17 protein-coding genes and 2 pseudogenes are annotated in these 20,199 nt (G+C 61.0%); 10 read left to right on the forward strand and 9 right to left on the reverse strand.

Translation table 11 applies throughout. The features are described 5' to 3' along the window. The first annotated feature begins 174 nt into the window (after positions 1-174). The 3 genes from B0G57_RS06820 (at position 175) to B0G57_RS06830 (ending at position 3,049) form a co-directional block, all read left to right on the forward strand. The gene (locus B0G57_RS06820; protein WP_102606917.1) at positions 175-1,014 is read left to right on the forward strand and encodes a universal stress protein; all 840 of its coding nucleotides are present in this window, start codon (positions 175-177) and stop codon (positions 1,012-1,014) included. A 26-nt stretch (positions 1,015-1,040) separates the two neighbouring features. Next, positions 1,041-1,868 (forward strand): universal stress protein, encoded by an 828-nt coding sequence (locus B0G57_RS06825; protein ID WP_102606918.1) that lies wholly within the window; start codon positions 1,041-1,043, stop codon positions 1,866-1,868. 404 nt (positions 1,869-2,272) lie between these two features. Next, positions 2,273-3,049 carry a helix-turn-helix domain-containing protein gene (locus B0G57_RS06830; protein WP_102606919.1) on the forward strand — a complete coding sequence of 259 codons (777 nt, stop codon included), beginning with the start codon at positions 2,273-2,275 and terminating at the stop codon, positions 3,047-3,049. 66 nt (positions 3,050-3,115) lie between these two features. On the opposite strand, the gene B0G57_RS06835 is transcribed toward B0G57_RS06830, so the two are convergent. The 4 genes and pseudogenes from B0G57_RS06835 to B0G57_RS31085 all read right to left on the reverse strand — a co-directional run bounded on the left by B0G57_RS06835 (position 3,116) and on the right by B0G57_RS31085 (position 7,157). Next, entirely contained in the window at positions 3,116-4,156 is a 1,041-nt protein-coding gene (locus B0G57_RS06835) for a zinc-dependent alcohol dehydrogenase family protein (protein WP_102606920.1), read from the reverse strand. Between the two features lie 101 nt (positions 4,157-4,257). After that, on the reverse strand, positions 4,258-5,460 hold the full coding sequence (locus B0G57_RS06840) for an acetate/propionate family kinase (protein WP_102606921.1): 1,203 nt from the start codon (positions 5,458-5,460) through the stop codon (positions 4,258-4,260). A 276-nt stretch (positions 5,461-5,736) separates the two neighbouring features. Next, positions 5,737-6,493, reverse strand: a pseudogene (locus B0G57_RS32340) (P-type ATPase); the annotation flags it as partial. Between the two features lie 220 nt (positions 6,494-6,713). Next, positions 6,714-7,157 (reverse strand): cupredoxin domain-containing protein, encoded by a 444-nt coding sequence (locus B0G57_RS31085; RefSeq protein WP_104489568.1) that lies wholly within the window; start codon positions 7,155-7,157, stop codon positions 6,714-6,716. Between the two features lie 393 nt (positions 7,158-7,550). Here B0G57_RS31085 and B0G57_RS06855 point away from each other — a divergent pair. After that, a pseudogene (locus B0G57_RS06855) lies at positions 7,551-7,829 on the forward strand (undecaprenyl-diphosphate phosphatase); the annotation flags it as partial. Here the strand turns inward: B0G57_RS06855 and B0G57_RS06860 are convergent. The 5 genes from B0G57_RS06860 to B0G57_RS06875 form a co-directional block, all read right to left on the reverse strand. Further along, positions 7,766-9,178 carry an ATP-binding protein gene (locus B0G57_RS06860; protein WP_102606923.1) on the reverse strand — a complete coding sequence of 471 codons (1,413 nt, stop codon included), beginning with the start codon at positions 9,176-9,178 and terminating at the stop codon, positions 7,766-7,768. The pseudogene B0G57_RS06855 and the gene B0G57_RS06860 overlap by 64 nt on opposite strands. Beyond that, the gene (locus B0G57_RS06865; protein WP_102606924.1) at positions 9,175-9,837 is read right to left on the reverse strand and encodes a response regulator; all 663 of its coding nucleotides are present in this window, start codon (positions 9,835-9,837) and stop codon (positions 9,175-9,177) included. Before B0G57_RS06865 ends, B0G57_RS06860 begins: the two co-directional genes overlap by 4 nt. A 293-nt stretch (positions 9,838-10,130) precedes the next feature. Then, on the reverse strand, positions 10,131-10,400 hold the full coding sequence (locus B0G57_RS30835) for a hypothetical protein (protein ID WP_146013350.1): 270 nt from the start codon (positions 10,398-10,400) through the stop codon (positions 10,131-10,133). Between the two features lie 248 nt (positions 10,401-10,648). Further along, complete coding sequence (locus tag B0G57_RS06870; RefSeq protein WP_102606925.1) at positions 10,649-12,319, reverse strand: electron transfer flavoprotein-ubiquinone oxidoreductase; 1,671 nt, start codon at positions 12,317-12,319, stop codon at positions 10,649-10,651. A 234-nt stretch (positions 12,320-12,553) separates the two neighbouring features. Next, the gene (locus B0G57_RS06875) at positions 12,554-13,372 is read right to left on the reverse strand and encodes an SDR family NAD(P)-dependent oxidoreductase (protein ID WP_102606926.1); all 819 of its coding nucleotides are present in this window, start codon (positions 13,370-13,372) and stop codon (positions 12,554-12,556) included. Between the two features lie 270 nt (positions 13,373-13,642). Here B0G57_RS06875 and B0G57_RS06880 point away from each other — a divergent pair, with 270 nt between their 5' ends. The 6 genes from B0G57_RS06880 (at position 13,643) to B0G57_RS06905 (ending at position 20,186) form a co-directional block, all read left to right on the forward strand. Then, positions 13,643-14,140, forward strand: a complete 498-nt coding sequence (locus B0G57_RS06880; protein ID WP_102606927.1) for a MarR family winged helix-turn-helix transcriptional regulator — start codon at positions 13,643-13,645, stop codon at positions 14,138-14,140. A 78-nt stretch (positions 14,141-14,218) separates the two neighbouring features. After that, a complete protein-coding gene (locus B0G57_RS06885) occupies positions 14,219-15,679 on the forward strand; it encodes an acyl-CoA reductase (RefSeq protein WP_102606928.1) in 1,461 nt (486 codons plus the stop codon). Then, the gene (locus B0G57_RS06890; RefSeq protein WP_223258634.1) at positions 15,676-17,064 is read left to right on the forward strand and encodes a hypothetical protein; all 1,389 of its coding nucleotides are present in this window, start codon (positions 15,676-15,678) and stop codon (positions 17,062-17,064) included. Before B0G57_RS06885 ends, B0G57_RS06890 begins: the two co-directional genes overlap by 4 nt. A gap of 28 nt (positions 17,065-17,092) precedes the next feature. Then, positions 17,093-17,953, forward strand: a complete 861-nt coding sequence (locus B0G57_RS06895) for an oxidoreductase (protein WP_102606929.1) — start codon at positions 17,093-17,095, stop codon at positions 17,951-17,953. 37 nt (positions 17,954-17,990) lie between these two features. Then, the gene (locus B0G57_RS06900) at positions 17,991-19,355 is read left to right on the forward strand and encodes a hypothetical protein (RefSeq protein WP_102606930.1); all 1,365 of its coding nucleotides are present in this window, start codon (positions 17,991-17,993) and stop codon (positions 19,353-19,355) included. A 129-nt stretch (positions 19,356-19,484) separates the two neighbouring features. Then, entirely contained in the window at positions 19,485-20,186 is a 702-nt protein-coding gene (locus B0G57_RS06905; RefSeq protein ID WP_223258635.1) for a TetR/AcrR family transcriptional regulator, read from the forward strand. The last annotated feature ends 13 nt before the right edge of the window (positions 20,187-20,199 follow it).

Genomic DNA, 20,199 nt, shown 5'->3' on the forward strand with positions numbered 1-20,199 from the left:
CTCTAGGTGGCTGCATTCGCCGGCGCTTGACATCAATCAACCGAGCGGAAACTAACGAGAAGCATCGCAACTCGCACATGCATCGCTTGACCGTCATCAACCCTTGCGCGGCATGCGCTCCTAGACTGCAAAGCAGGGCCGAATTCCGCGTCCCTTTCTCCGGGAGCTATCGCAATGAGTTACAAGAGCATCCTCGTGCATCTAGACTTGGGCGAATCGGCGAGGCCGCGACTGCAGTTCGCGCTGCATCTTGCTAAGCAATTCGACGCACACCTGACTGGCCTCCTGACTGTCTTCAGACCGGAGCCCGGATCGTTTTACGTCATGGCAGGCACGGCCGATTACTTCGCCGAAGTCGAAGCTATGCGCACCGAACGCCAGGCGGCGCTCGAACGGTTCTTCAAAGCGGAAATTGCACGCGAGAAAGTTGTCGGCGAATGGAAGTTCTCGGAGGGGTACGCCAATCGTCTCGTTCCGGCAGAAGCCCGGCTCGCGGATCTGACCGTCGTCGGCCAGCACAATCCGGAAGACGCCGAATCGTTTGTCGCCGAACAGTTCGTCGAAAATCTCCTGCTCTCCGCAGGCCGCCCTGTATTGGTCGTACCCTACGCGGTCGAATTCGCGAGCGTCGGCGAGAATGTCCTGCTTGCCTGGGATGGAAGTCGTGAGGCGACGCGCGCGGCGCACGACGCTCTTCCCTTCCTGGCTCGCGCGAAGCAAGTCGTGGTACTGACGGTCAATGCGCTCAAGGCCGAGGCGCCCAGAAGCAGAATTCCAGGATCGGATATCGCCGAGATCATTGCGCGGTACGGCGTCAATGTGGTCACCGAGCAGATGGAGGGCGTGAGAGATGTCCCAATAGGCGAACTGCTGCTTTCGCGTGCCGCGGACTTCGGCACGGATCTCATCGTGATGGGTGGCTATGGCCACTCGCGCTGGCGCGAGGTCGTGCTGGGAGGCGCAACGCGCACCATCCTAAAAGCGATGACGGTACCTGTGCTGATGTCGCACTGATCGTGCCAACCCGAAAAGGAATCACCATGACTTACAAGACATTGCTCGTCCATGTCGACGACAGCCGAAAAAGCCCCGAGCGCGTAAGCTTCGCACTCGACCTTGCTCTTAAGTACGACGCCTGTTTGATCGGCCTGTACGTGGTTTGCCAGGATCTGTTTCGTCCGCTTCTCAAACGCGACGACAGTCTCATCCTAGCGTCACTTGAAGCGCAGCACGCTGAACGAGCGAATCGCGCGCATGATCGTTTCATCACCGCGGCCGAGCAGGCAGGATGCTCGTTCGAATGGCGTGCCCCTCGGGGGCCGGCGCTCGACGAGGCAGTCCTTCATGCGCGCCACGCCGACCTCGTCATCCTCGGGCAAGAAGATCCGGAGGATCAGGATTCGTATGTGGGTCGCGACTTCGTCGAAGATATGGTGATGAACGCGGGACGGCCGGTGATCGTGGTACCGTACGCGGGGCGTGTCGCAACGTTCGGCGAGAACGTCGTCGTCGCTTGGGACGGGAGCCGCGAAGCCGCCCGGGCGCTGGCCGATTCCGTTCCGATCCTGAAACGCGCGCGCTTCGTGACGCTTTGCACTGTCGAGAAACACCCGGACCGGGAAGCGCCCGCGGGCTTCGATGTTGCCGGCTATCTGGAGCGGCATGGGGTCCGCGCCGCGTTCAAGTCGATACCCCGCATTTCCGGCGTCGGTACGGGGGAAACGCTTCTCAATCAGATCAGCGATACGCACGCCGATCTCCTTGTCATGGGGGCATATGCCCACGCGCGTGCGCGTGAAAGAGTCCTGGGCGGCGTCACGCATGCCCTGCTCCGAACGATGACGGTGCCCGTATTGATGTCGCATTGATGGGCCTTGGCGAGATCGAGTTCGTCGGTTTCGCGCAACCTCCCAGGCGAATTTCTTTCTGCGCCCGTTTAAAGACGGGCGCCTGCTCTTTGTAATGCCCGCCGCGGGCACGCAGATGGATGCGGCATGTAGCCGCACCACACGCCGCTTCTCACCCGCAAAGCGATCGCTTGTCAGCGACGTTCTGTCTCTTGTCAACCATGCGCGAGCGGCCGGTAGTCGGTCACGCTTGTATGACCATTTACCCCTTCGTAGGCGATGTCCTACGCGCCTTCCGCTGTTCCTACCGCAGCTTCGTACAGCGCCGATATCGATTCATTGCAAACTGGGGAATACTGCAGTGGTGGTCGGGTGAATGGTTCGCCTCGCGAACGGTCCGACTACGGCTCGACCTGGAGGCTGCGATGTACAACGAGATGCAGTACGCGCGAGACGGTTGTGGCGGGGCCGCCGCCTTAAACAACGCGCGCCCGCTTGGTGAGCCTCTTTTACAGCAGAACTCGCCGAGCTGCTCGGCGTGCACGTTGCGTTCCGTTTGCATGCCTGTCGACCTTTCCCTGCGCGAGCTCTATCAGTTGGATTCGCTGACTCAGGCGAAACGGAAAGTCAAGACCGGCGAGGCGCTCTATCGCGCCGATGACAAGTTTCAAAGCATCTATGCAGTGCGCACCGGCTCGTTCAAGACTGTGATCAGAATGTCAGACGGGCGCGAGCACGTTACCGGATTTCAGTTGCTCGGGGAAACGCTCGGATTCGACGGTGTCTGCACCGGGCAACATAGTTGCGACGCGATCGCGTTGGAAGATAGCTACGTGTGCATTATCCCCTTCTGCTTACTAGAGGAGATGTGCCGCACTAAAGAATCGATGCAGCGCCACGTGCATCGAATGATGAGCAGCGAGATCGTGCGCGAATCACAGATCATGATGCTCCTCGGGACGATGAACGCGGAGCAGCGCGTCGCGGCTTTTTTGTTGAATTTGTCGCAGCGCCTGAAAAAGCGAGGCTATTCGAGCGCGGAGTTCAACCTGCGCATGACGCGTGAAGAGATGGGTAGCTATCTGGGGATGAAGCTCGAGACCGTCAGCCGCATGCTCTCGAAATTCAGAAGGGACGGCATCGTGCACGCCTGCGAGAAGCAAATTCGCATCCTTGATTTCGAACGGCTCTCACAAATTTGAATCGCACACCGCGGCGCCGGCCGGCTCTTGCCGGTACCGCGCCGCGACGCGTCACACATCGGCCCTTCACGAGACTTCGATGATCACTTTCAATGCGCGAGTCTCGCCCGCATGGCCAAACGTATCGTAGGCCGCTGCGATCTCGCTAAGCGGGAACCGATGAGTGATCAATTGCTTCGGATCGAGCTTGCCAGAGCGGACCGTTTTAAGCAGCATCGGAGTGCTCGCGGTATCGACGAGGCGGGTCGTAATGACGATATTGCGATCCCACAATTTCTCCAGGTGCAGATCGGCCTTCACGCCGTGCACGCCGATATTGGCGATGACGCCACCGGGTGCGACGAGCGATTCGCATAACTCGAACGTCGCCGGAATGCCGACGGCCTCGATCGCACAATCGACACCCACCGAATCGGTGAGCCGCATCACTTCGGCGACCGCGTCCGCGCGGCCACCGTCGATGCATGCTGTCGCGCCGAAGCGGTGCGCCATTTCCAGCCTGTTCGGGTCATGATCGATCATGATGATCTGCCCGGGCGAATAAAACTGCGCGGTGAGTAGGGATGCAAGGCCGATCGGCCCGGCACCGACGATCGCGACCGTGCAGCCGGGCTGTACCTTGCCGTTCAGTACACCGCATTCGAAGCCGGTCGGCAGGATGTCGGACAACATGACGAGCGCTTCTTCGTCGAGATCCTGCGGAATTCGGTAGAGGCTCGTCTCGGCGTGCGGAATCCGCACATACTCTGCCTGAGTGCCGTCGATGCGATTACCTAGAATCCACCCGCCCGTCGCGCAATGCGAATACATGCCGCGGCGGCAGTAATCGCATCGTCCGCAGGCGGAAATGCACGAGATGAGGACATGATCGCCTTCGGATAGCGTCGATATTGCGCTCCCGACGCGTTGCACGATGCCTACCCCTTCGTGACCGAGAATGCGTCCCGGCTCACAGCTGGGCACATCGCCCTTCAGGATGTGTAAGTCGGTTCCGCAAATCGTGGTGCGCATCACTCTGACGATAGCGTCGGTCGGTTCAGCAAGCTCCGGTATCGGCCGTTCATCGAGCGACTTAAGGCCGGGGCCGTGGTAAACGAGTGCTTTCATGATGATTCTCCTGAGAGGAAAAAAAGCTCCTCGTTCACTGTAGCCGTGCGCACCGTACGTCGGTTGACGCGTATCAACCGGGTAACGTTGCGCGCATCCATCTAGACGCCGGCCGGAAGCCGCTCGCCGCAACGATGCACCGATGCCGTTTCTCGAGCGATGACGGATTCTTCGTCGGTGGCCAATACGAGCACCGTGACAGGGGTTCCCTCATTGCTGATGATGCGTGCGTTATCCTCGTTGAGCCGCGCATTGAGGTCGACGCCGAGCCACTGGAGGTGCTCGCATACTGATGCCCGTACATCGGGTTGATGTTCACCGATTCCCGCCGTAAACACCAATCCATCGAGCCCGCCAAGCGTTGCGGTCAACCGGGCGATCTCTCCGGCAGTACGAAGCGAGAACAGATCGATGGCTTCGCGAGCGTGCGGCAGGCCGCAGGCGTTCAATTCGCGCATGTCGGCACTTGTACCGGATAGGCCGAGCAAGCCGGATTGACGATACAAGATGTCCTCGATTTCGCGGGGGCTAAGTCCTCTCCGCTCGAGAAGATGCAGTACGACGCCCGGATCGAGCGAGCCGCAACGGGTCGCCATCGGCACGCCGTCGAGCGTCGAGAAGCCCATGCTCGTGTCTCGACTCACGCATGCATCGAGCGCGCACAGGCTGGCTCCGGCGCCCAAATGCGCAACGATGACCTTCCCCGCCGCCAGCTTCGGGAACTCGCGGGCAAGCCGAGTCGCTATGTACTGATAGGAAAGCCCGTGAAAGCCATATCGTTTGATTCCTTCGTCGAAGTAGTGCCGCGGAATCGCGAAGCGACGGACGATGTCGGCCTGCGTGCGATGAAACGCGGTATCGAACGATGCGACTTGCAGCAGGTGCGGGCGCAATTCACGGATCGCGCGGATTAGCCGCACGCTCTCCGGTTGATGCAGAGGAGCCAGCGGAGTGAGGGCCTCGATGGCGGCGAGCGTCTCACGGTCTATCGCGACGGGGCCTGAGAAACGATCGCCGCCGTGCACGACGCGATGCCCGACCGACGCGAGATCATTGAATGCGAAATGCGTGGAGAGCCAATCGAGGGTCTCGTCGATCGCCTCATGAAGATCCTCCGTGAGCGAGGCGCTCAATTCGATCGTCGCCGACTGCCCAGCATTCGAGATCTCGAGCGCCAGCGGTACGCGGCCGAAGTCGATGCTGCCCGCACCGCATCGCACCGGCACGCCATCGGTCACTCGAAACAAGCCGAGCTTGATCGTCGAAGAGCCGGGGTTAAACGTCAACAACAGAGGGGCGCTCACGAATGCTTCTCCTGCTCATCGAACTTCATCAACGAAGTCGCACTCCGACTTGTCGATAACACCACCTTAAGCGATAAGCACGGGGCGGCGCTTGACACCCATCAACGGCGAATGAAAAGTGCGGCTCCGTGGCGGCGTTGTTCCCTTGCGTTGTCCCGCCGTCGGGCCTGTGCCAGGTGACGAGAACGTCGAGGCAGCAACATCGCCGCCGAGCGTCTGCCATCAGTTGCGGCGAGCCCGCTAGGCGCTCTCGCCGAGTGCATGGAAAACTTCGTCCTCGCCAGTGATGAGCCAACTGCCACCAGCCACAAGCAGCGTGGCAGGAATAAACCAGACGGCGTAACGATCGGCGAGGCGCGCTGCGGGGCTGCGCTCGCGTTGCGCGGACTGCACCATGCGGACGATGCCAGCAAACGTGCTGTCGCTGGGCGTCGCGGCAGCCACCATCTCGAACGCTGCGCCGGCGTTGACCACGCCACTGAGCACGCTCTCTCCGGGTACTCGAAATTGCGTAGCCGATTCGCCCGTGAGTGCGGACGCATCCAGTTGCGCATGATCAATCAGCGAGCCGTCCACTGCCACGAATTCACCGCTGCGTACGAGTAGCCGATCACCGGGGCAAACTGCATCCACCGCCACGCGGTGCCATTGACCTGCTTTCAAAGCGGTGGGCGAAGTGCGGTGCGCGACTCAGCAGCGCTGTTATTTCGCGCTCTGCCCGCTGCTGAGCGCATGTTTCGAGTGCGCGCCCGCTTGCCAGCATCAATGCGATCACAGCACCAGTGAGCGATTCGCCGAGCACGAATGCGAGGGCGATCGCAAGCAGCGCGAGGATGTCGACGCCCGCTTCGCGCCGCAGCAGCCCCTTGGCGATGGATACCGCCAGCACGACCACAACCGGTAATGCTCCGGCGAGCCATAACGCGTGGGCGACGGTAATTTCGCCCAATGCCGCGGCGAAAAGTCCGGCCACGAGACTGCTGGCCGCGCCAATCAGTAGGACGAAATCGATCGAACGAAAAAAAGGTGGCATGGGAATCGGCGGGCATTCGAGAAGGTCTTTCCCCCTGCCGGCAGCACGGCATCACAACGGTAGGGGAAACAGGGCGCTTCGTCACAGTGTACGAAGCATGCCTCGATACGGATTGATCGCCATCAAGCGGCATCGCCTTTCGACCCGAGGACGACTCGCAGCCTATCCTCAATCGGGTTCGCCAATTTGGCGCAGATGAACTTCGTGACTCCGTGTCGTTCTATTTAGCGGCACCGACAATGAGATTCGCCCGCATGTCGTCGTGATAGTGGCCGGGCTCATTGCAAAACAAGACATACCGGCCTTCGGTCAGTGTGAACCGCGCTGTCACGGTTTGGCGTGGGCGTAGGTCCTCGACGCCCTGCAGTCCGTTCACCTTGTCCTCTTTGACCTGCTGAGTCTTCCCGTCGTAGGGTAGCGCGCTATCGGGCCCCGACCAAGGGGCGAAGAGAAATTCGTGCTCCATATCGCGGGATTCGTTCTTGATCGTAAATTCGACCGGCCCTGATGGAACCTTCGACGGACTTAACTTCAACGACATGCGTCCATTGCTGCCATCAGAGAGCCTGACAACGACCTTGGCAGGCTCGCCCGCCACTGCAAGCGATGAGGCGACGAGGAATCCTGTCAGGGCGAGTAGATGAAACGACCAGTTCGGTAACATAATTGCCCCTCCCTTGCTGGGACGATCGACGGCGGTGGCGCTGCGGCGCTACCTCGATGGCGGCGGTACATCGTGTTTCAGCCTTAACCGGCGCGGATTTAACGGCGTGGATTTGATAGCGTGGATTTGATGGCGACACGCTGCCGTGCTGCTTGTCCTATGCTGCGCTGCTCGTCGTTCGTGGGTCGCGAACAGCGTTGTCAGCGTTGTCAGCATTGTCGGCAACCGACGGTTGCAGCATCGCACGGAGAGCTTAAGACAACGTTAACGAATGCGCCTTCGGTCCGCGTGAGATATGCAATGCCGCGATGAGACGAGACGCTCGACCTCGCCAAGGCTACTTAAGGTACTGCGAGTGCGCTGCTTTGGTACTTCAGGAAGCGCTGGACCGAGCTCACAGCAGAACGAGCGGCCGAGTTCGCGTTCCTGCTCGGCACGCCCATCATCTTTGCAGCGGGCGTGCTGGAGTTGCCGAAACTTTTCAAAGTACCCTCCCGACTTGGCGACGCGCTGCTGGGCGGGCTGCTGACGGCAATCGCGGCCTACCTGAGCGTACGTTTTCTCATGCGGTATTTCGAAGGGCGCGGCCAGCTCGCGGCATTCGGCGTTTATTGCATCGTGGCGGGCGTATTGTGTCTCGCCTGGTTTATGAGGCACGGGAAATCAGTCTGATCTTTGAAATCGATCGCTACGCCGAGCCCGTGCCCTTCGATACCAACCTCGAATGTTAGCCGCGCGCCGAACAAGGCCGCAATTCGCGCGACGATCGATAGCCCCAGCCCGCTACCGGGCGATCCGTTGCCCACTACTCGGAAAAAGCGGTCGGTGAGGCGCGCGCGGTCTTCGGCCGCAACGCCCTGACCGTCATCGCGCACTACCAAGCGCGTATCACGCGTGAAACGACGGACGACTACCTCGATTCGACCACCCTCGCGCCCGTACTTGACTGCGTTGTCCAACAAATTATCGACCAGGATACTCAGCAACTCAGGATCGGCTACCACTGTTGCATCACCGTCAAGGCACGATGTCAGCGTCATTTTCTTATCCGCCGCATCGACCTGACGAGCCCGCACGCAACAGTCGACAACAGTGTCGAGCCGAAGCTGACCGATTGGCACGGCTTTGGTTTCGTCGATCCGCGCAAGCAATAGCAATTGATCGGCAAGGCGCGTGCTGCGGTCGACGCCTTCGACGACGCGCTGCATCGCAAGGCGTTGCACGGACGCTTCTTGCGCCATCAGTGCAACCTGCGCTTGCACCTTGATGGCAGCGAGGGGTGACTTCAGCTCGTGTGCGGCGTCCGCTGTAAATGCTCGCTCGCGCTCGAACGAGCGGCGCAGACGATCGAGCAGGTTATTGAGCGCGTCGAGCAGCGAACGAACCTCGGACGGCGTGCGATGCAGGTCGATGGAGTCGAGATTGTCGGCGTTGCGCGACCGGATTGCGGCTGAGAGCGACGCGAGGGGCGCCAGGCTTCTTCCGATGCTCAGCCAAACAAGCAACGCAAGCACGGGCAACCCGTAGGCAATGGGTCGTGCAACGCGCCGCGCGACGTCCGAGGCGAGATCGCTTCGGCTCTCACTGCGCTCGTATACGCGCACAACGCGGCCCGACGCTGCATCGCGGCGCATATAGACGTGCCAGTTCGCACCACCGGCCGCCACCGACCAAGCGCCCGCCAATAATGAAGGAGTCGTTGCCTCCCGCAGGTCGGCGTTAGTCAAGCCAGGGCTCCTCGCCAGCACTCGATCGCCGGTACCCCGCACCTCGAAGAGCAGCCGTTGCTTCGAATCGTCGCCATTATCGTCGCTGCCAACGAATCCGCCTTTTGCAAGCACGCCCAGGTCAGTTTCGTCGATTGCCAGCAACGTTCTCGCAGCTTCTTCGAGCCGGGCGTTTTCCCATTCGGCTACTTCATGGAGCGCCTGGCGATAGCTCGTGACGAGCGTGATGGTCCACACCACGCCGATACTTGTCAACACGAGGAGCATCAATCGTTTCCGGATCGAATGCGTCACGATGCTTTCTCCACCAGGTATCCGAGGCCGCGGATAGTCTTGATCAAATCCGCGCCCAGCTTCTTGCGCAAATTGGAGATGTGTACCTCGATGGCATTGCTCTCCACTTCCGCATGCCACCCGTAAAGACTGTCTTCGAGGCGCGAACGGGAAAGCGGTATGCCCTGATGAGAGAGCAATTCGATCAACAAAGCGCACTCGCGTGACGTCACCGGCAGACGTTCATTGCCGCGCATGACGGTCATGGACCTTGGGTCGACCGTGAAATCGCGATATCGAATGATCGAGACGGCTCGGCCATGTGCGCGGCGCAACAGTGCACGGCAGCGTTCAATCAACTCTGCCAGATCGAACGGCTTGCCGATATAATCGTCCGCACCTGCCGCAAGTCCCTCGATGCGGTCGGCTACGGTAGTGCGAGCCGTCAGAACGAGTATGGGAATATCGTTGCCGCGCGCACGAAGCGACTTGAGCAAGTCTGAGCCGGACAGCTTCGGCAAACCGAGGTCCAATACCAGCAATTCATATTCAGTCGTGCTAAGTGCCGTAGCCGCTGAGCCGCCGTCGCGCGTCCAGTCAACGGTGAATCCCGCATGTCGCAGCCCAGCTTCGACACCGCTTCCGATCAAATCGTCGTCTTCGACCAGCAACACTCGCATAGCTTCGGGTCTCCGGTGATCAGCTGATGCCTCGACTATCCGCTCACCACCAGCCAATGCCGAGCAGTTTAGACCGCGACACCCGGGCAAACCGACATGCCGCTCGCTTACATGAGAGTGCGGACATACGTCCCGCGACCGACAATCAGATCATTGCGCCACACGTCCCGTCCCGGTAGCAGATGCCGGCAACGCGCGACGCCACGCCGACCCTAAAATGAGGGCCGGGATGTCGTCGCAGGCAGGATGCGGTGCGACCAGGGATGCGTAGCGCAAGCCACCCGCCAGTCTAGTTAGTGGTGCCGGTACAGCGCGTGCGTCGATGGAGTCAATGGCTTGACCGAAGCGTGCTGCCCCGTCTCCGCTACGCCTCCATAGCCGGAAGTGACTTTCGCGGAATTGCCCATCGAGTCATGGTTCGAGTCCGACTGCTCGGCACTATTAGGTTGGACCTGAGATTCGAATGGCTCGCCCGCCGTGGGATTGGCTGGCGGTTTTGCGGACGCCAGTATGGGAGCAGCAGCGACAATAAGTGCGCCGCCGATAACGAACATCGATTTCATCACAACCCTCCGCTGGGACATGCTCGCCCTCGGCTCGCCTCCCAGGTGCTTTCCGCTTGGGGCCCGCTTTCCGAGGGCTTACGATGAACCGTAGGCGCCGTACCTTAAGGTTTCCTTATGCGCTGTTTCCGTCAAGGTCGCTGCGTCGGCATGCATTTCCGCCAGCAGCTATAGGTCGGAGATAACGGCTGCGACCGCCGAAGCTACCCACTGCCTGCCTTTTGGTCGCTGCCCGGCGTCAATCGAAGTCACATATTCGGATAGTTCGGACCGCCGCCGCCCTCGGGCGTGACCCAGACGATGTTCTGCGTCGGGTCCTTGATATCGCAAGTCTTGCAGTGCACGCAGTTCTGCGCGTTGATCTGCAGGCGGTCGCCGCCGTCATCGTTCTTCACGAATTCGTACACTCCCGCTGGACAGAAGCGCGTTTCCGGGCCCGCATAGGTCCGCAGGTTCACGTCGACGGGCACCCTCACGTCCTTAAGTGTCAGGTGGGCCGGCTGATTTTCCTCGTGATTCGTATTGGAGAGGAACACAGAAGAAAGACGATCGAAAGTGAGCTTCCCGTCAGGCTTCGGATACTCGATCGGCTTGCTGTTCGACGCGGGCTCGAGCATCTCGTGATCGCGATGGTGATGATGCAGTGTCCAGGGCACCTTGCCGCCAAGCAGCTTTTGTTCGAGGCCAACCATCAGCGTGCCGAGATACAGGCCCTTGCTCATCCATTGCTTGAAATTGCGCGCCCTATAGAGTTCGTCATACAGCCAGGATTGCTTGAACGCTTCGGGATACGCCGTGAGTTCGTCATGCTGACGGCCGACTTGCACGGCTTCAAATGCGGCAACAGCGGCGAGCATGCCGGTCTTGATCGCCGCGTGGCTGCCCTTGATGCGCGAGGCGTTCAGAAAGCCCGCATCGTCGCCTGCCAGCGCGCCACCCGGGAACACGAGCTTCGGCAGCGACATGAGTCCGCCCGCGGTAATTACACGCGCGCCATACGAAATGCGCTTGCCGCCTTCGAGCACCTTGCGGATCTCCGGATGCGTTTTGTAGCGCTGGAACTCCTCGAACGGCGAGAGGTAGGGGTTCGAATAGCCGAGGCCGACGACGAAGCCCACGACCACCTGGTTGTTGTCCGCGTGGTAGAGGAACGAGCCGCCGTACGTCTGCGTATCGAGCGGCCAGCCTGCCGTATGGATGACGAGCCCGGGCTGGTGCTTCGCCGGATCGATCTCCCAGAGTTCCTTGATGCCGATGCCGTAGACCTGCGGATCGGCATCGCGGTCGAGCTTGAATTGGTCGTTCAGCTGCCGGCCGAGGTGTCCGCGCGCGCCTTCGCAAAAGAGCGTGTATTTCGCATGCAGCTCCATGCCGAGCTGGAAGTTCTCGGTCGGCTCGCCGTCTTTGCCGATGCCCATATTGCCAGTCGCGACGCCTTTAACCGAGCCGTCTTCGTTGTAGAGCACCTCGGCGGCCGCAAAGCCCGGGAAGATCTCGACGCCGAGCGCCTCGGCCTGTTGCCCCAGCCAGCGCGTGACGTTGCCGAGGCTGATTACGTAGTTGCCGTGGTTCTTGAAGTTGTCGGGCAGCGCCCAGTTCGGCGTCTTGAAGGCGCGTTTCTCGGACAGGAAGAGGAACCGGTCTTCGGTGACGGGCACGGTCAGCGGCGCGCCTTTGTCCTTCCAGTCAGGAATGAGTTCATCAAGCGCACGAGGATCCATCACCGCGCCTGACAGGGTATGCGCCCCGATCTCCGAGCCTTTTTCCAGCACGCATACACCGATGTCAACACCATTTTCTGCTGCGAGCTGTTTCAGGCGGATTGCCGCGGACAGACCTGCGGGGCCGCCGCCGACGATCACCACGTCGTATTCCATCGACTCACGTGGGCCGTACCCTTGCTGATTTGCTTCCGCCATCCCCACTCACTCCTTGGTCTCTTGACGCCGTGGCCATGCTCGTTGGACTGGGCCCGTCGAGGGCGCCGTCAACAGGGGATTTGCATTTGGCATTTCCCATAGTCGACGACGAGAAGGAGTATATATAAATGAATGCCGTATAACAATATGAACGCATCGGCCACGGGGACACCTCAAGCGAGACCCATCGTGCGTCCAGGGGCCAACCCACCGTTCGCCGCGTCAGCGCGGCAACTATTGTTGGACCAGATCGTAAGCAGCCAAAGCGGCTATCTCCGTTACGCCGCCATCCACGGGCAAGCACGTGCCCGTAATGAATCGCGATTCATCGCTGGCGAGAAACAGCGCGGCGGCCGCAACGTCCCACGCGTCTCCTTCCAATGGAAGCGGTGCAATCTTGCGCCGGCGCTCGCGCGCCTTTTCGTTGAGCATGCTTTCCACCATGGGCGTGAAGATGTGCCCCGGCGCGATCGCATTTGCGCGAACGAAATCGCGGCCGTACATCACCGCGAGCTCGCGCGTAAAAGCGACCATACCGGCCTTCGACGATCCATACGCGGCGGAGCCATGACTGCGGATGCCGGCAACCGAGCTAATGTTGACGATGGCTCCGCCTCCGCGCGCCACGATCTTCGGCACGGCGCTGCGGCTCATCAGGAACGCGCTTTTCAAATTGACATCGATTACGCGATCCCACGACGCTTCGTCGATATCCTCCAACCGCCCCGGCGCGCCCGATATTCCGACGTTGTTCACGAGGATGTCGAGGCCGCCATATCGCTCAACGGTCTCATCGACAATGCGCGCGCATACGGCGCTATCGGTGACGTCTCCGGTCGAAATGAAGGCCTGACCACCTGCGTCCGTAATCAGCGTCAGCGTCTCCGCGGCCCTCTCGTGTTGCTGATCGACGAGGCAGACTGACGCGCCCTCCGCCGCAAAGAGGCAGGCAATTGCCTTGCCCGTGCCGAACCCGTGGCCGAGCGACCCGGCCCCGGTCACGATCGCGACCTTGCCGCTTAGGCGTTCATGAAAAACTTTTGGAGAAGGCATGCTGTAGTCGATTGGCGTAAATCGATCGTCACGCGCGGGGCACTACGCAGGCAAGCGTTCGCTCACGCGCGCCAACACCGCGGCCGGGGACGCTTCCAGACGGACCAGCTTAGCCCTCGGTCGCACAAATTGCAACAGGTGGTTGCATTATCCGCGACAACGCATTCCGTCGCGACATGGGGAAAACCACGCCTCATGGCTCGTTGCATATTTTGAATGACGTGCATATAGTTGTCTGCAGATGCAGATACCTATTGAGCAGGAAAAACAATGAATCTCGTGGAAACCCCCACGCTGGAGCAGACGTTCGACGGCGCTGAACCCGCGCGATTGCTGACTCCGGACGAATACCGGACGGAAGAGAGCGTCGCGTTCAAGATGAATCAGGTTCATCTTCTGCTGGGTGCCGAAATCGACCGCAAGCTCGCCGCCAGCGGGCTGTCGGCTATCCAGTGGGGAATTCTGAAAGCGCTCTACGACGGACGTGCTCGCACACCGACCGCTCTTTGCCGCATCCTGCTTGCGGACAGCGGCGCCATGACTCGCAAGCTCGATTCGCTCGAAGCGCGCGGGTTGATCGAACGAATTCGCAGCACGTCCGATAGACGCAGCGTCGAACTCGCATTGACGGCAACCGGTCGTCAATTGCTGCGTGAAACCTTGCCGCACATTGTCGAAACGAGGAACCGCCAGCTTCGCGGCTTCACAGCCGATGAAGTCGCCACCGTCAAGCATCTTCTCGACCGAATGATCGTCAACCTGAGCTGATCGGCGACGGCCATGCCGGAACTGAGCGGCGAGTCCGCTGAAGCTCAACGCGTACCCCTATGAAAAAAGGAGCAGTCCATGGAGCATACTGAAACCCTCGCAGGGCAAAGCGAGACGCCGACACAGGCATCAAGTCCCGCCCCGCTGCCGGTTCCCCATGTGTACCGCGGTCGCACGGTAACCGGAAACGCGGTCAAGCACGTGTCGCGCGATCTGGGCCAGGGTTTCTGCACGCCTAAAGTCGAGCTGGATGATCTCGTCTGGCCGCGCGCCGAGGCGGGTCCGGCATTCGACGTCCCCATTGCGCGGATCATCGACTTCCTCGTCGAGCTTGGCCCACGTCTTCATCTCGACGTCAATCCGCTCATGCAGGCCGCTCTCGAATCGATGATTCAGGTAAGCCCGCTGGGGCGCCGGATTCTGGAAAACTGCTATCGGGATATTCCCAATCTTTTCGCTCGCGGAGTGATAGAAGACGAGTTGCGCGTGAGTCTCGGCGATGCGGGCCTCGTCGACGGCTGGGTTGCACGCACGCTGCGCGGCCGGCCGAGCCGTCTGCGGGCATTTCCTCCGCGTCTGGTGCATATCCTGGCGGGCAACTCGCCGATGGTCGCCGCCATGAGCGTCATGCGAGCAGCGCTGACGAAGGGCGTGCATTTGCTCAAGCTGCCGTCCAACGATCTCTTCACGGCCACCGCCATCTTGCGCACGATGGCCGAGATCGACCCGCACCATCCGGTCACGCAATCCTTTTCGGCGGCTTATTGGAGAGGCGGTGACGAGAACGTCGAGTCCATCCTTTATCGCCCGCAGTACTTCGACAAAATCGTCGTGTGGGGCGGCGAAAGCGCGGTGCGCCATGCGATGCGGTACGCGGGCCCCGGCCTGGAACTGGTTGCGTTCGATCCCAAGGTCTCGATCTCGCTAATCGGCCGAGAAGCCTTCAGCTCCGACGAAGTCCTGCGCGAAGTTGCGCGCGCGGGCGCCGCCGATGTGCTTTCGTTCAACCAGGATGCGTGCAACGCAAGCCGCTATCAGTTCATCGAAGGGAACGAAGACGACGCCGACCGCTATTGCGAGCGACTTGCGCTCGCCCTCGGCGAAGATTACCGGTATGGCGACGGGCAAGGCCCGCTCGTGCCGAGCGACATTCGCGAAGCCGTGGACGTGCTGCGCGAGATGGAACCGCTCTACCGCGTGTTCGGCGGCTATGACGGCAAGGGGCTCGTCATTCGCTCGGATGAGATGGTCGACTTTCATCCCATTTGCAAGACCGTAAACGTCGTTCCGGTAGCCAGCCTCCGAGACGGGGTCCGCTACGCGACCGTCGCCACACAGACGGTCGGCATCTATCCGCCTCATCGCGTGACCGAGGTGCGCGATGCGCTCGCATGCGCGGGCGTTCAGCGCATCGTGGCATTGGGCGAATCGATTTCGGATGGAGTCGGCGGCTATCCGCATGACGGCATGTTCCCCATCCATCGATTCATGAAATGGGTGTCGGAGGAATCGGGCCCGAACCAGGAAGAGACGCGATGATGCAAACCCTTTCTGCCCTATTGCAACTCACCGAGGTTTCGGATCCCTTCCGCAACGCGCCTGAGAACCTCGCTGCCGCGCAGCTGCAGGCCGTAGGCGAACGGTTCGCGCAGCGCCGCCAGCAGATTCGTATTCTCGACAAGCGGGCCAACGAAGCGGGCGTCACCGAATTGAGGACGCTGAGCGACGCGGTGCCGTTGTTGTTCGCCGACGCAGTCTTCAAGAGCTATCCCGATTCGTTCATCGAGCACGGCAAATGGCGCCATCTCACCGCATGGCTTCAAACGCTCGCGACGCACAAGATAGATGGACTCGACTACGAGAAGATCGCCGATCTCGACGACTGGATCAACGAATTGCGCCGCAATGGCCACTACGTGATGAGCTCGAGCGGCACGTCGGGCAAGCAGTCGTTCATCTACCAGAGCGAAGCGGACCGTGAACTTGGCTGGCGTCTGCTTGCCCAGGGCATTCGCTGGGCGGCAAGCGGCATGCGCGACCCGTCACGCCGCTACCCGGTGTTCCTCTTGACGCCCTCTTCCGGCTCCTACACCGGCACCGAGCGCATGGCGAAGTTCGGCGAGTCGATCGCGCAGCCCGGCGACATTCACTACATGTCGGACGTACCGCAAAGCGCTGCCCACACTACGCGAATGGCACGCATGCGACGGGCGATCTCGGACGGCACCGCGCTGCCCAGTGAAATCGAAGCGTTCCAAAAGGAGAACCTTGATCGCAGTGAACGCGTGCAAGCGGATTTCCGGCGCTTCATCGATCAGCTACTCGAGCGGCGTCGTGAACCTATGTTCATCATGGGCATGATGGGCATGCTCTACCAAATCGTCGCCACCGCACGCGAACGGGGCATTCCGGACGGTGATTTTCACCCCGATACGATCATCAGCATCGGCGGCGGCAAGAAGGGGGCGAACTTGCCGGAGGATTTCCAGCAACAGTGCGAACGCTTCTTTAACTTCAATGCGACGAACTTCAACGACGGCTACGGCATGGGCGAAGTGTCGGGATTTTGCCCATGGTTTCACGAAGCGAAGGCATGGGCGGTGCCGCCGTGGCTCGTCCCGCTCGTGCTCGACTCGACCGGCGAACAACTGCTGAATCCGCCCGACGGGAAAGGCATCGTCGAAGGTCGGCTAGCGATGATCGACCTGATTGCCGACGGCCGCTGGGCTGGCGTGATCAGTGGGGACAAGGTCATCGTTGAGTTCGGTCACTGCATAGACGGCGTGCGCACGCCCATCATCCGCGACGTGGTGCGCTACAAGGACCTGCCGGGCGGCGACGACAAGCTGTCATGCGCCGGAACGATCGACGCCTATGTCCGCGGAGAAATCGCAGACATGACCGAAGCCCGCAGCGCTAACTAAATCAATCGTCCTCGATATTGGAAAAGCCATGACAACGACAAATGAAGAATCGACAAAGCCAGCCGTGTGGTTCATTACCGGCGTCTCGTCCGGCTTCGGCCGTTCCCTCGCGCAAGCGGTCCTCGCCCGCGGCGACCAGGTCGTCGGCACGCTGCGCAAGGACGCGCAGATCGCGGAGTTCGAAGATCTCGCGCCCGGTCGCGCCCACGGTGTTCTGCTGGACGTAACCGACGCCGCATCGGTGCCTCGGGCCGTCGCGCAGGCCTTGAGTCGAGCCGGCACGATCGATGTGCTCGTCAACAATGCCGGTTACGGTCTATTCGGCGCGCTCGAAGAGGTCTCCGACGCGGAAGCACGTCAGCTATTCGATACGAATGTGTTCGGCACAGTCAACGTCATCCGCGCCGTGCTGCCGCATTTTCGTGAGCGAAAGCGCGGCCATATCGTGAACTTTTCGTCGGTGGCCGGCGTGATCGGCATCACCGGCTGCAGCTGCTATTGCGCGTCGAAGCACGCCGTCGAAGGGCTTTCGGAATCGCTCGCGCGGGAACTGAAACCGTTCGGTATCCATGTGACCATCGTCGAGCCGGGTGGCTTCCGCACGAATTTCGCGGGGGGCTCGATGAAGTGGAGCCAGGTCGAATCACCCGACTACGCAGAGACCGTGGGCAACATGCGCCGGTTCATGAGCAGCTACCACGGCACGCAGACAGGCGATCCCGCGAAAGCCGCCGACGCCGTTGTGCGTGCGGTGTCCGCCGACACGCCGCCGCTTCGTCTGCCGCTCGGGCCGGACGCCGTCGACGTCGTCCGCAAGAAGCTAGCGGCCGTGCACGAGAACCTCGAAGCGTGGCTCGACGTATCGAGCTCCACCGACTTCGATCACTAACACTCACGCTAACGCAACTCGTTGCTCTGGAGACGACATGTCTGCTCTGGACCCGTTCTACGCAATGCTTCGCCGTGACGGCGATCCTTTCCGTCATCACCCCGGGAATCTTCGTGAGCTTCAACTCGCGGCAATGAAAGAGCGCTTCGCCGAGCGCCGCGGGCACATCAGGCTCTTGCGTCGTAGAGCGGACGATGTCGGCGTGCAAGACGTCAACCGTGACGCGGACATGGTGCCTCTTCTGTTCGCGCATCAGATCTACAAGAGTTACCCTGAGTCATTGATCGACAATGGTCGCTGGCAGCACCTGGCGGCATGGCTGCAAACGCTCTCCAGCAAACCGGTGGGCGAGGTCGACCTGAACGGCGTGGACAACGTCGACGCATGGATGGACCGTTTGCGCGAAGCGGGACACTACGTGTTCAGCTCGAGCGGCACGTCCGGAAAATGCAGCTTCATCAGCCAGACGCGAAGCGATCTCGAGAACGTCACCGAGTCCTGCGTGAAGCTCGGCGTCTACGGCAACGCATTGATCCGACGAGACTTCGGCAAGCGCCCGGTATTTCTGATGATGCCGCCGGCCGGCGCCCATCGCCATATCGAGCCCATACTGAATGCGGCGAAACGGCTCGGTGCTGAAAGCACCCTGATGTTCGACGAACCGGTGCTTGCTTCCGCAACGATTTCGATGGGTCGCATGCGCCGCGCAATCGCCGATGGGTCCGCCAAACCGAGTGAAGTCGCTGCATTCCAGGAACATGCGGTGGCGCGCCAGCGCCACACCGGCGCAATGATCGACCGGTTTCTCGACAAGCTCGCCGCGCGGCGCGATGTTCCGGTGCTCGTGCAGGGCAATTGGTCGCTGCACTGGACGCTCGCGGACCGCGCGCGCCAACGCGGCATCGCCGATGGTATCTGCCACCCCGATACGGTGATCACGACCGGTGGCGGGTTGAAGGGCACCTCGGCGCCCGCTGATTATCGGGAGCAGATCATCCGCTTCTATGGAATTCGTGCGGAAAACGTCCAGAACAGCTATGGCATGTCCGAGATGATCGGGACCGGCCCATGGTCGGACGTTGCGCAAGGCTACGCGATCTGCCCTTGGATCGTACCGTTCGTCCTCGACAAGAGCGGAGAGCAACTGCTGAATCCTTCGGACGGCAAGGGCGTCGTCGAGGGACGCTTTGCGTTCTTCGATCTGTTGGCCGAAGGGTACTGGGGCGGGTTCATCACCGGCGACAAAGTCACGATCGATTTTTCACCGGCGGGAAACACCGACGGGCTGCAAGGGCCGCTGGTTCGACAGGTCGGCCGTTATGCCGACCTCGAAGAAGGCGAAGACAAGCTCTCATGTGCCGGCACGATGGAGTCGTATGTCCGCGGAATGATCAACGTCTGAGGCCCGCCTCGCGTGCCGCTGCTTCAAGGTGCGCGGGCGCGAGGCGAGCCGTTGCTGGCGCCCGCTTCGCGCTCGTGAGTATACTGGTGCCCTAATTCCGTTATCCAACGCTCACCGATGTCCAAACCAATGGCAGTTCAGGCTCCCGCCGGAGTCTCGAGGCTCGCTGCGGCGGGCAAACCACGAACGGCCGGCCGGCCGGCGCACGACGATGCCGTGGAACTGCGAGAGCACGTGCTCGATGCAGCCAAAGCCGTTTTCATGAGGGAAGGCTTCGGCGCCGCGCGGGTCGAGGAAATCGCATCGCTGGCTGGCGTCAGCAAGACCACCGTTTATCGGCAGTTCGGCACGAAAGAAGAGCTCTTTCGCTCCATTGTCTGGCGGGGGATGGCCGATCTGCGCGGCAAGATCGCTCTCGAACTCGAACCCGGCGGCGATTTTTCGGCGAACTTGGCATCCCTGATCGATGCGCTGGTCGAGCACATGGCGATACCGGACAGCGTACATACATCCCGGCTCGTCATAGGCGAAGCGGTTCGCTTTCCGGATATCGCCAAGCAGTTCCTGCAGTTCGTGAACACGATGCTCGAGCCGCTAACCAGCGTGCTGGAGGCTGCGGCCGCCAGGGGAACGATCGACATCGACAACCCGGCGAACGCGGCGAGCGATTTGCTGACGCTCGTCACCGGTGCCCCTGAAGTGCACCTGGCGATACAGACCACGCGTGCCGAGCGCAAACGCCGGGCTGAGCGGATTCACCGGCTTTTGTTGAACGCGTGGAAGTATCGTGCCACGCAGCAGTCCAAGGCTCGGGGCAAGCCGGCGCCATAACATCCACTGCCGC

The sequence above is a fragment of the Trinickia symbiotica genome (assembly GCF_002934455.1).
Classification (GTDB): Bacteria; Pseudomonadota; Gammaproteobacteria; order Burkholderiales; family Burkholderiaceae; genus Trinickia; species Trinickia symbiotica.

Excerpts from the sequence above, each read along its gene's own strand:
- B0G57_RS06820 (WP_102606917.1), top strand. The coding sequence starts at position 175 with ATGAGTTACAAGAGCATCCTCGTGCATCTAGACTTGGGCGAATCGGCG.
- B0G57_RS06825 (WP_102606918.1), top strand. The coding sequence starts at position 1,041 with ATGACTTACAAGACATTGCTCGTCCATGTCGACGACAGCCGAAAAAGC.
- B0G57_RS06830 (WP_102606919.1), top strand. The coding sequence starts at position 2,273 with ATGTACAACGAGATGCAGTACGCGCGAGACGGTTGTGGCGGGGCCGCC.
- B0G57_RS06835 (WP_102606920.1), bottom strand. The coding sequence starts at position 4,156 with ATGAAAGCACTCGTTTACCACGGCCCCGGCCTTAAGTCGCTCGATGAA.
- B0G57_RS31085 (WP_104489568.1), bottom strand. The coding sequence starts at position 7,157 with ATGTTACCGAACTGGTCGTTTCATCTACTCGCCCTGACAGGATTCCTC.
- B0G57_RS06865 (WP_102606924.1), bottom strand. The coding sequence starts at position 9,837 with ATGCGAGTGTTGCTGGTCGAAGACGACGATTTGATCGGAAGCGGTGTC.
- B0G57_RS30835 (WP_146013350.1), bottom strand. The coding sequence starts at position 10,400 with ATGAAATCGATGTTCGTTATCGGCGGCGCACTTATTGTCGCTGCTGCT.
- B0G57_RS06870 (WP_102606925.1), bottom strand. The coding sequence starts at position 12,319 with ATGGCGGAAGCAAATCAGCAAGGGTACGGCCCACGTGAGTCGATGGAA.
- B0G57_RS06875 (WP_102606926.1), bottom strand. The coding sequence starts at position 13,372 with ATGCCTTCTCCAAAAGTTTTTCATGAACGCCTAAGCGGCAAGGTCGCG.
- B0G57_RS06880 (WP_102606927.1), top strand. The coding sequence starts at position 13,643 with ATGAATCTCGTGGAAACCCCCACGCTGGAGCAGACGTTCGACGGCGCT.
- B0G57_RS06885 (WP_102606928.1), top strand. The coding sequence starts at position 14,219 with ATGGAGCATACTGAAACCCTCGCAGGGCAAAGCGAGACGCCGACACAG.
- B0G57_RS06890 (WP_223258634.1), top strand. The coding sequence starts at position 15,676 with ATGATGCAAACCCTTTCTGCCCTATTGCAACTCACCGAGGTTTCGGAT.
- B0G57_RS06895 (WP_102606929.1), top strand. The coding sequence starts at position 17,093 with ATGACAACGACAAATGAAGAATCGACAAAGCCAGCCGTGTGGTTCATT.
- B0G57_RS06900 (WP_102606930.1), top strand. The coding sequence starts at position 17,991 with ATGTCTGCTCTGGACCCGTTCTACGCAATGCTTCGCCGTGACGGCGAT.
- B0G57_RS06905 (WP_223258635.1), top strand. The coding sequence starts at position 19,485 with ATGGCAGTTCAGGCTCCCGCCGGAGTCTCGAGGCTCGCTGCGGCGGGC.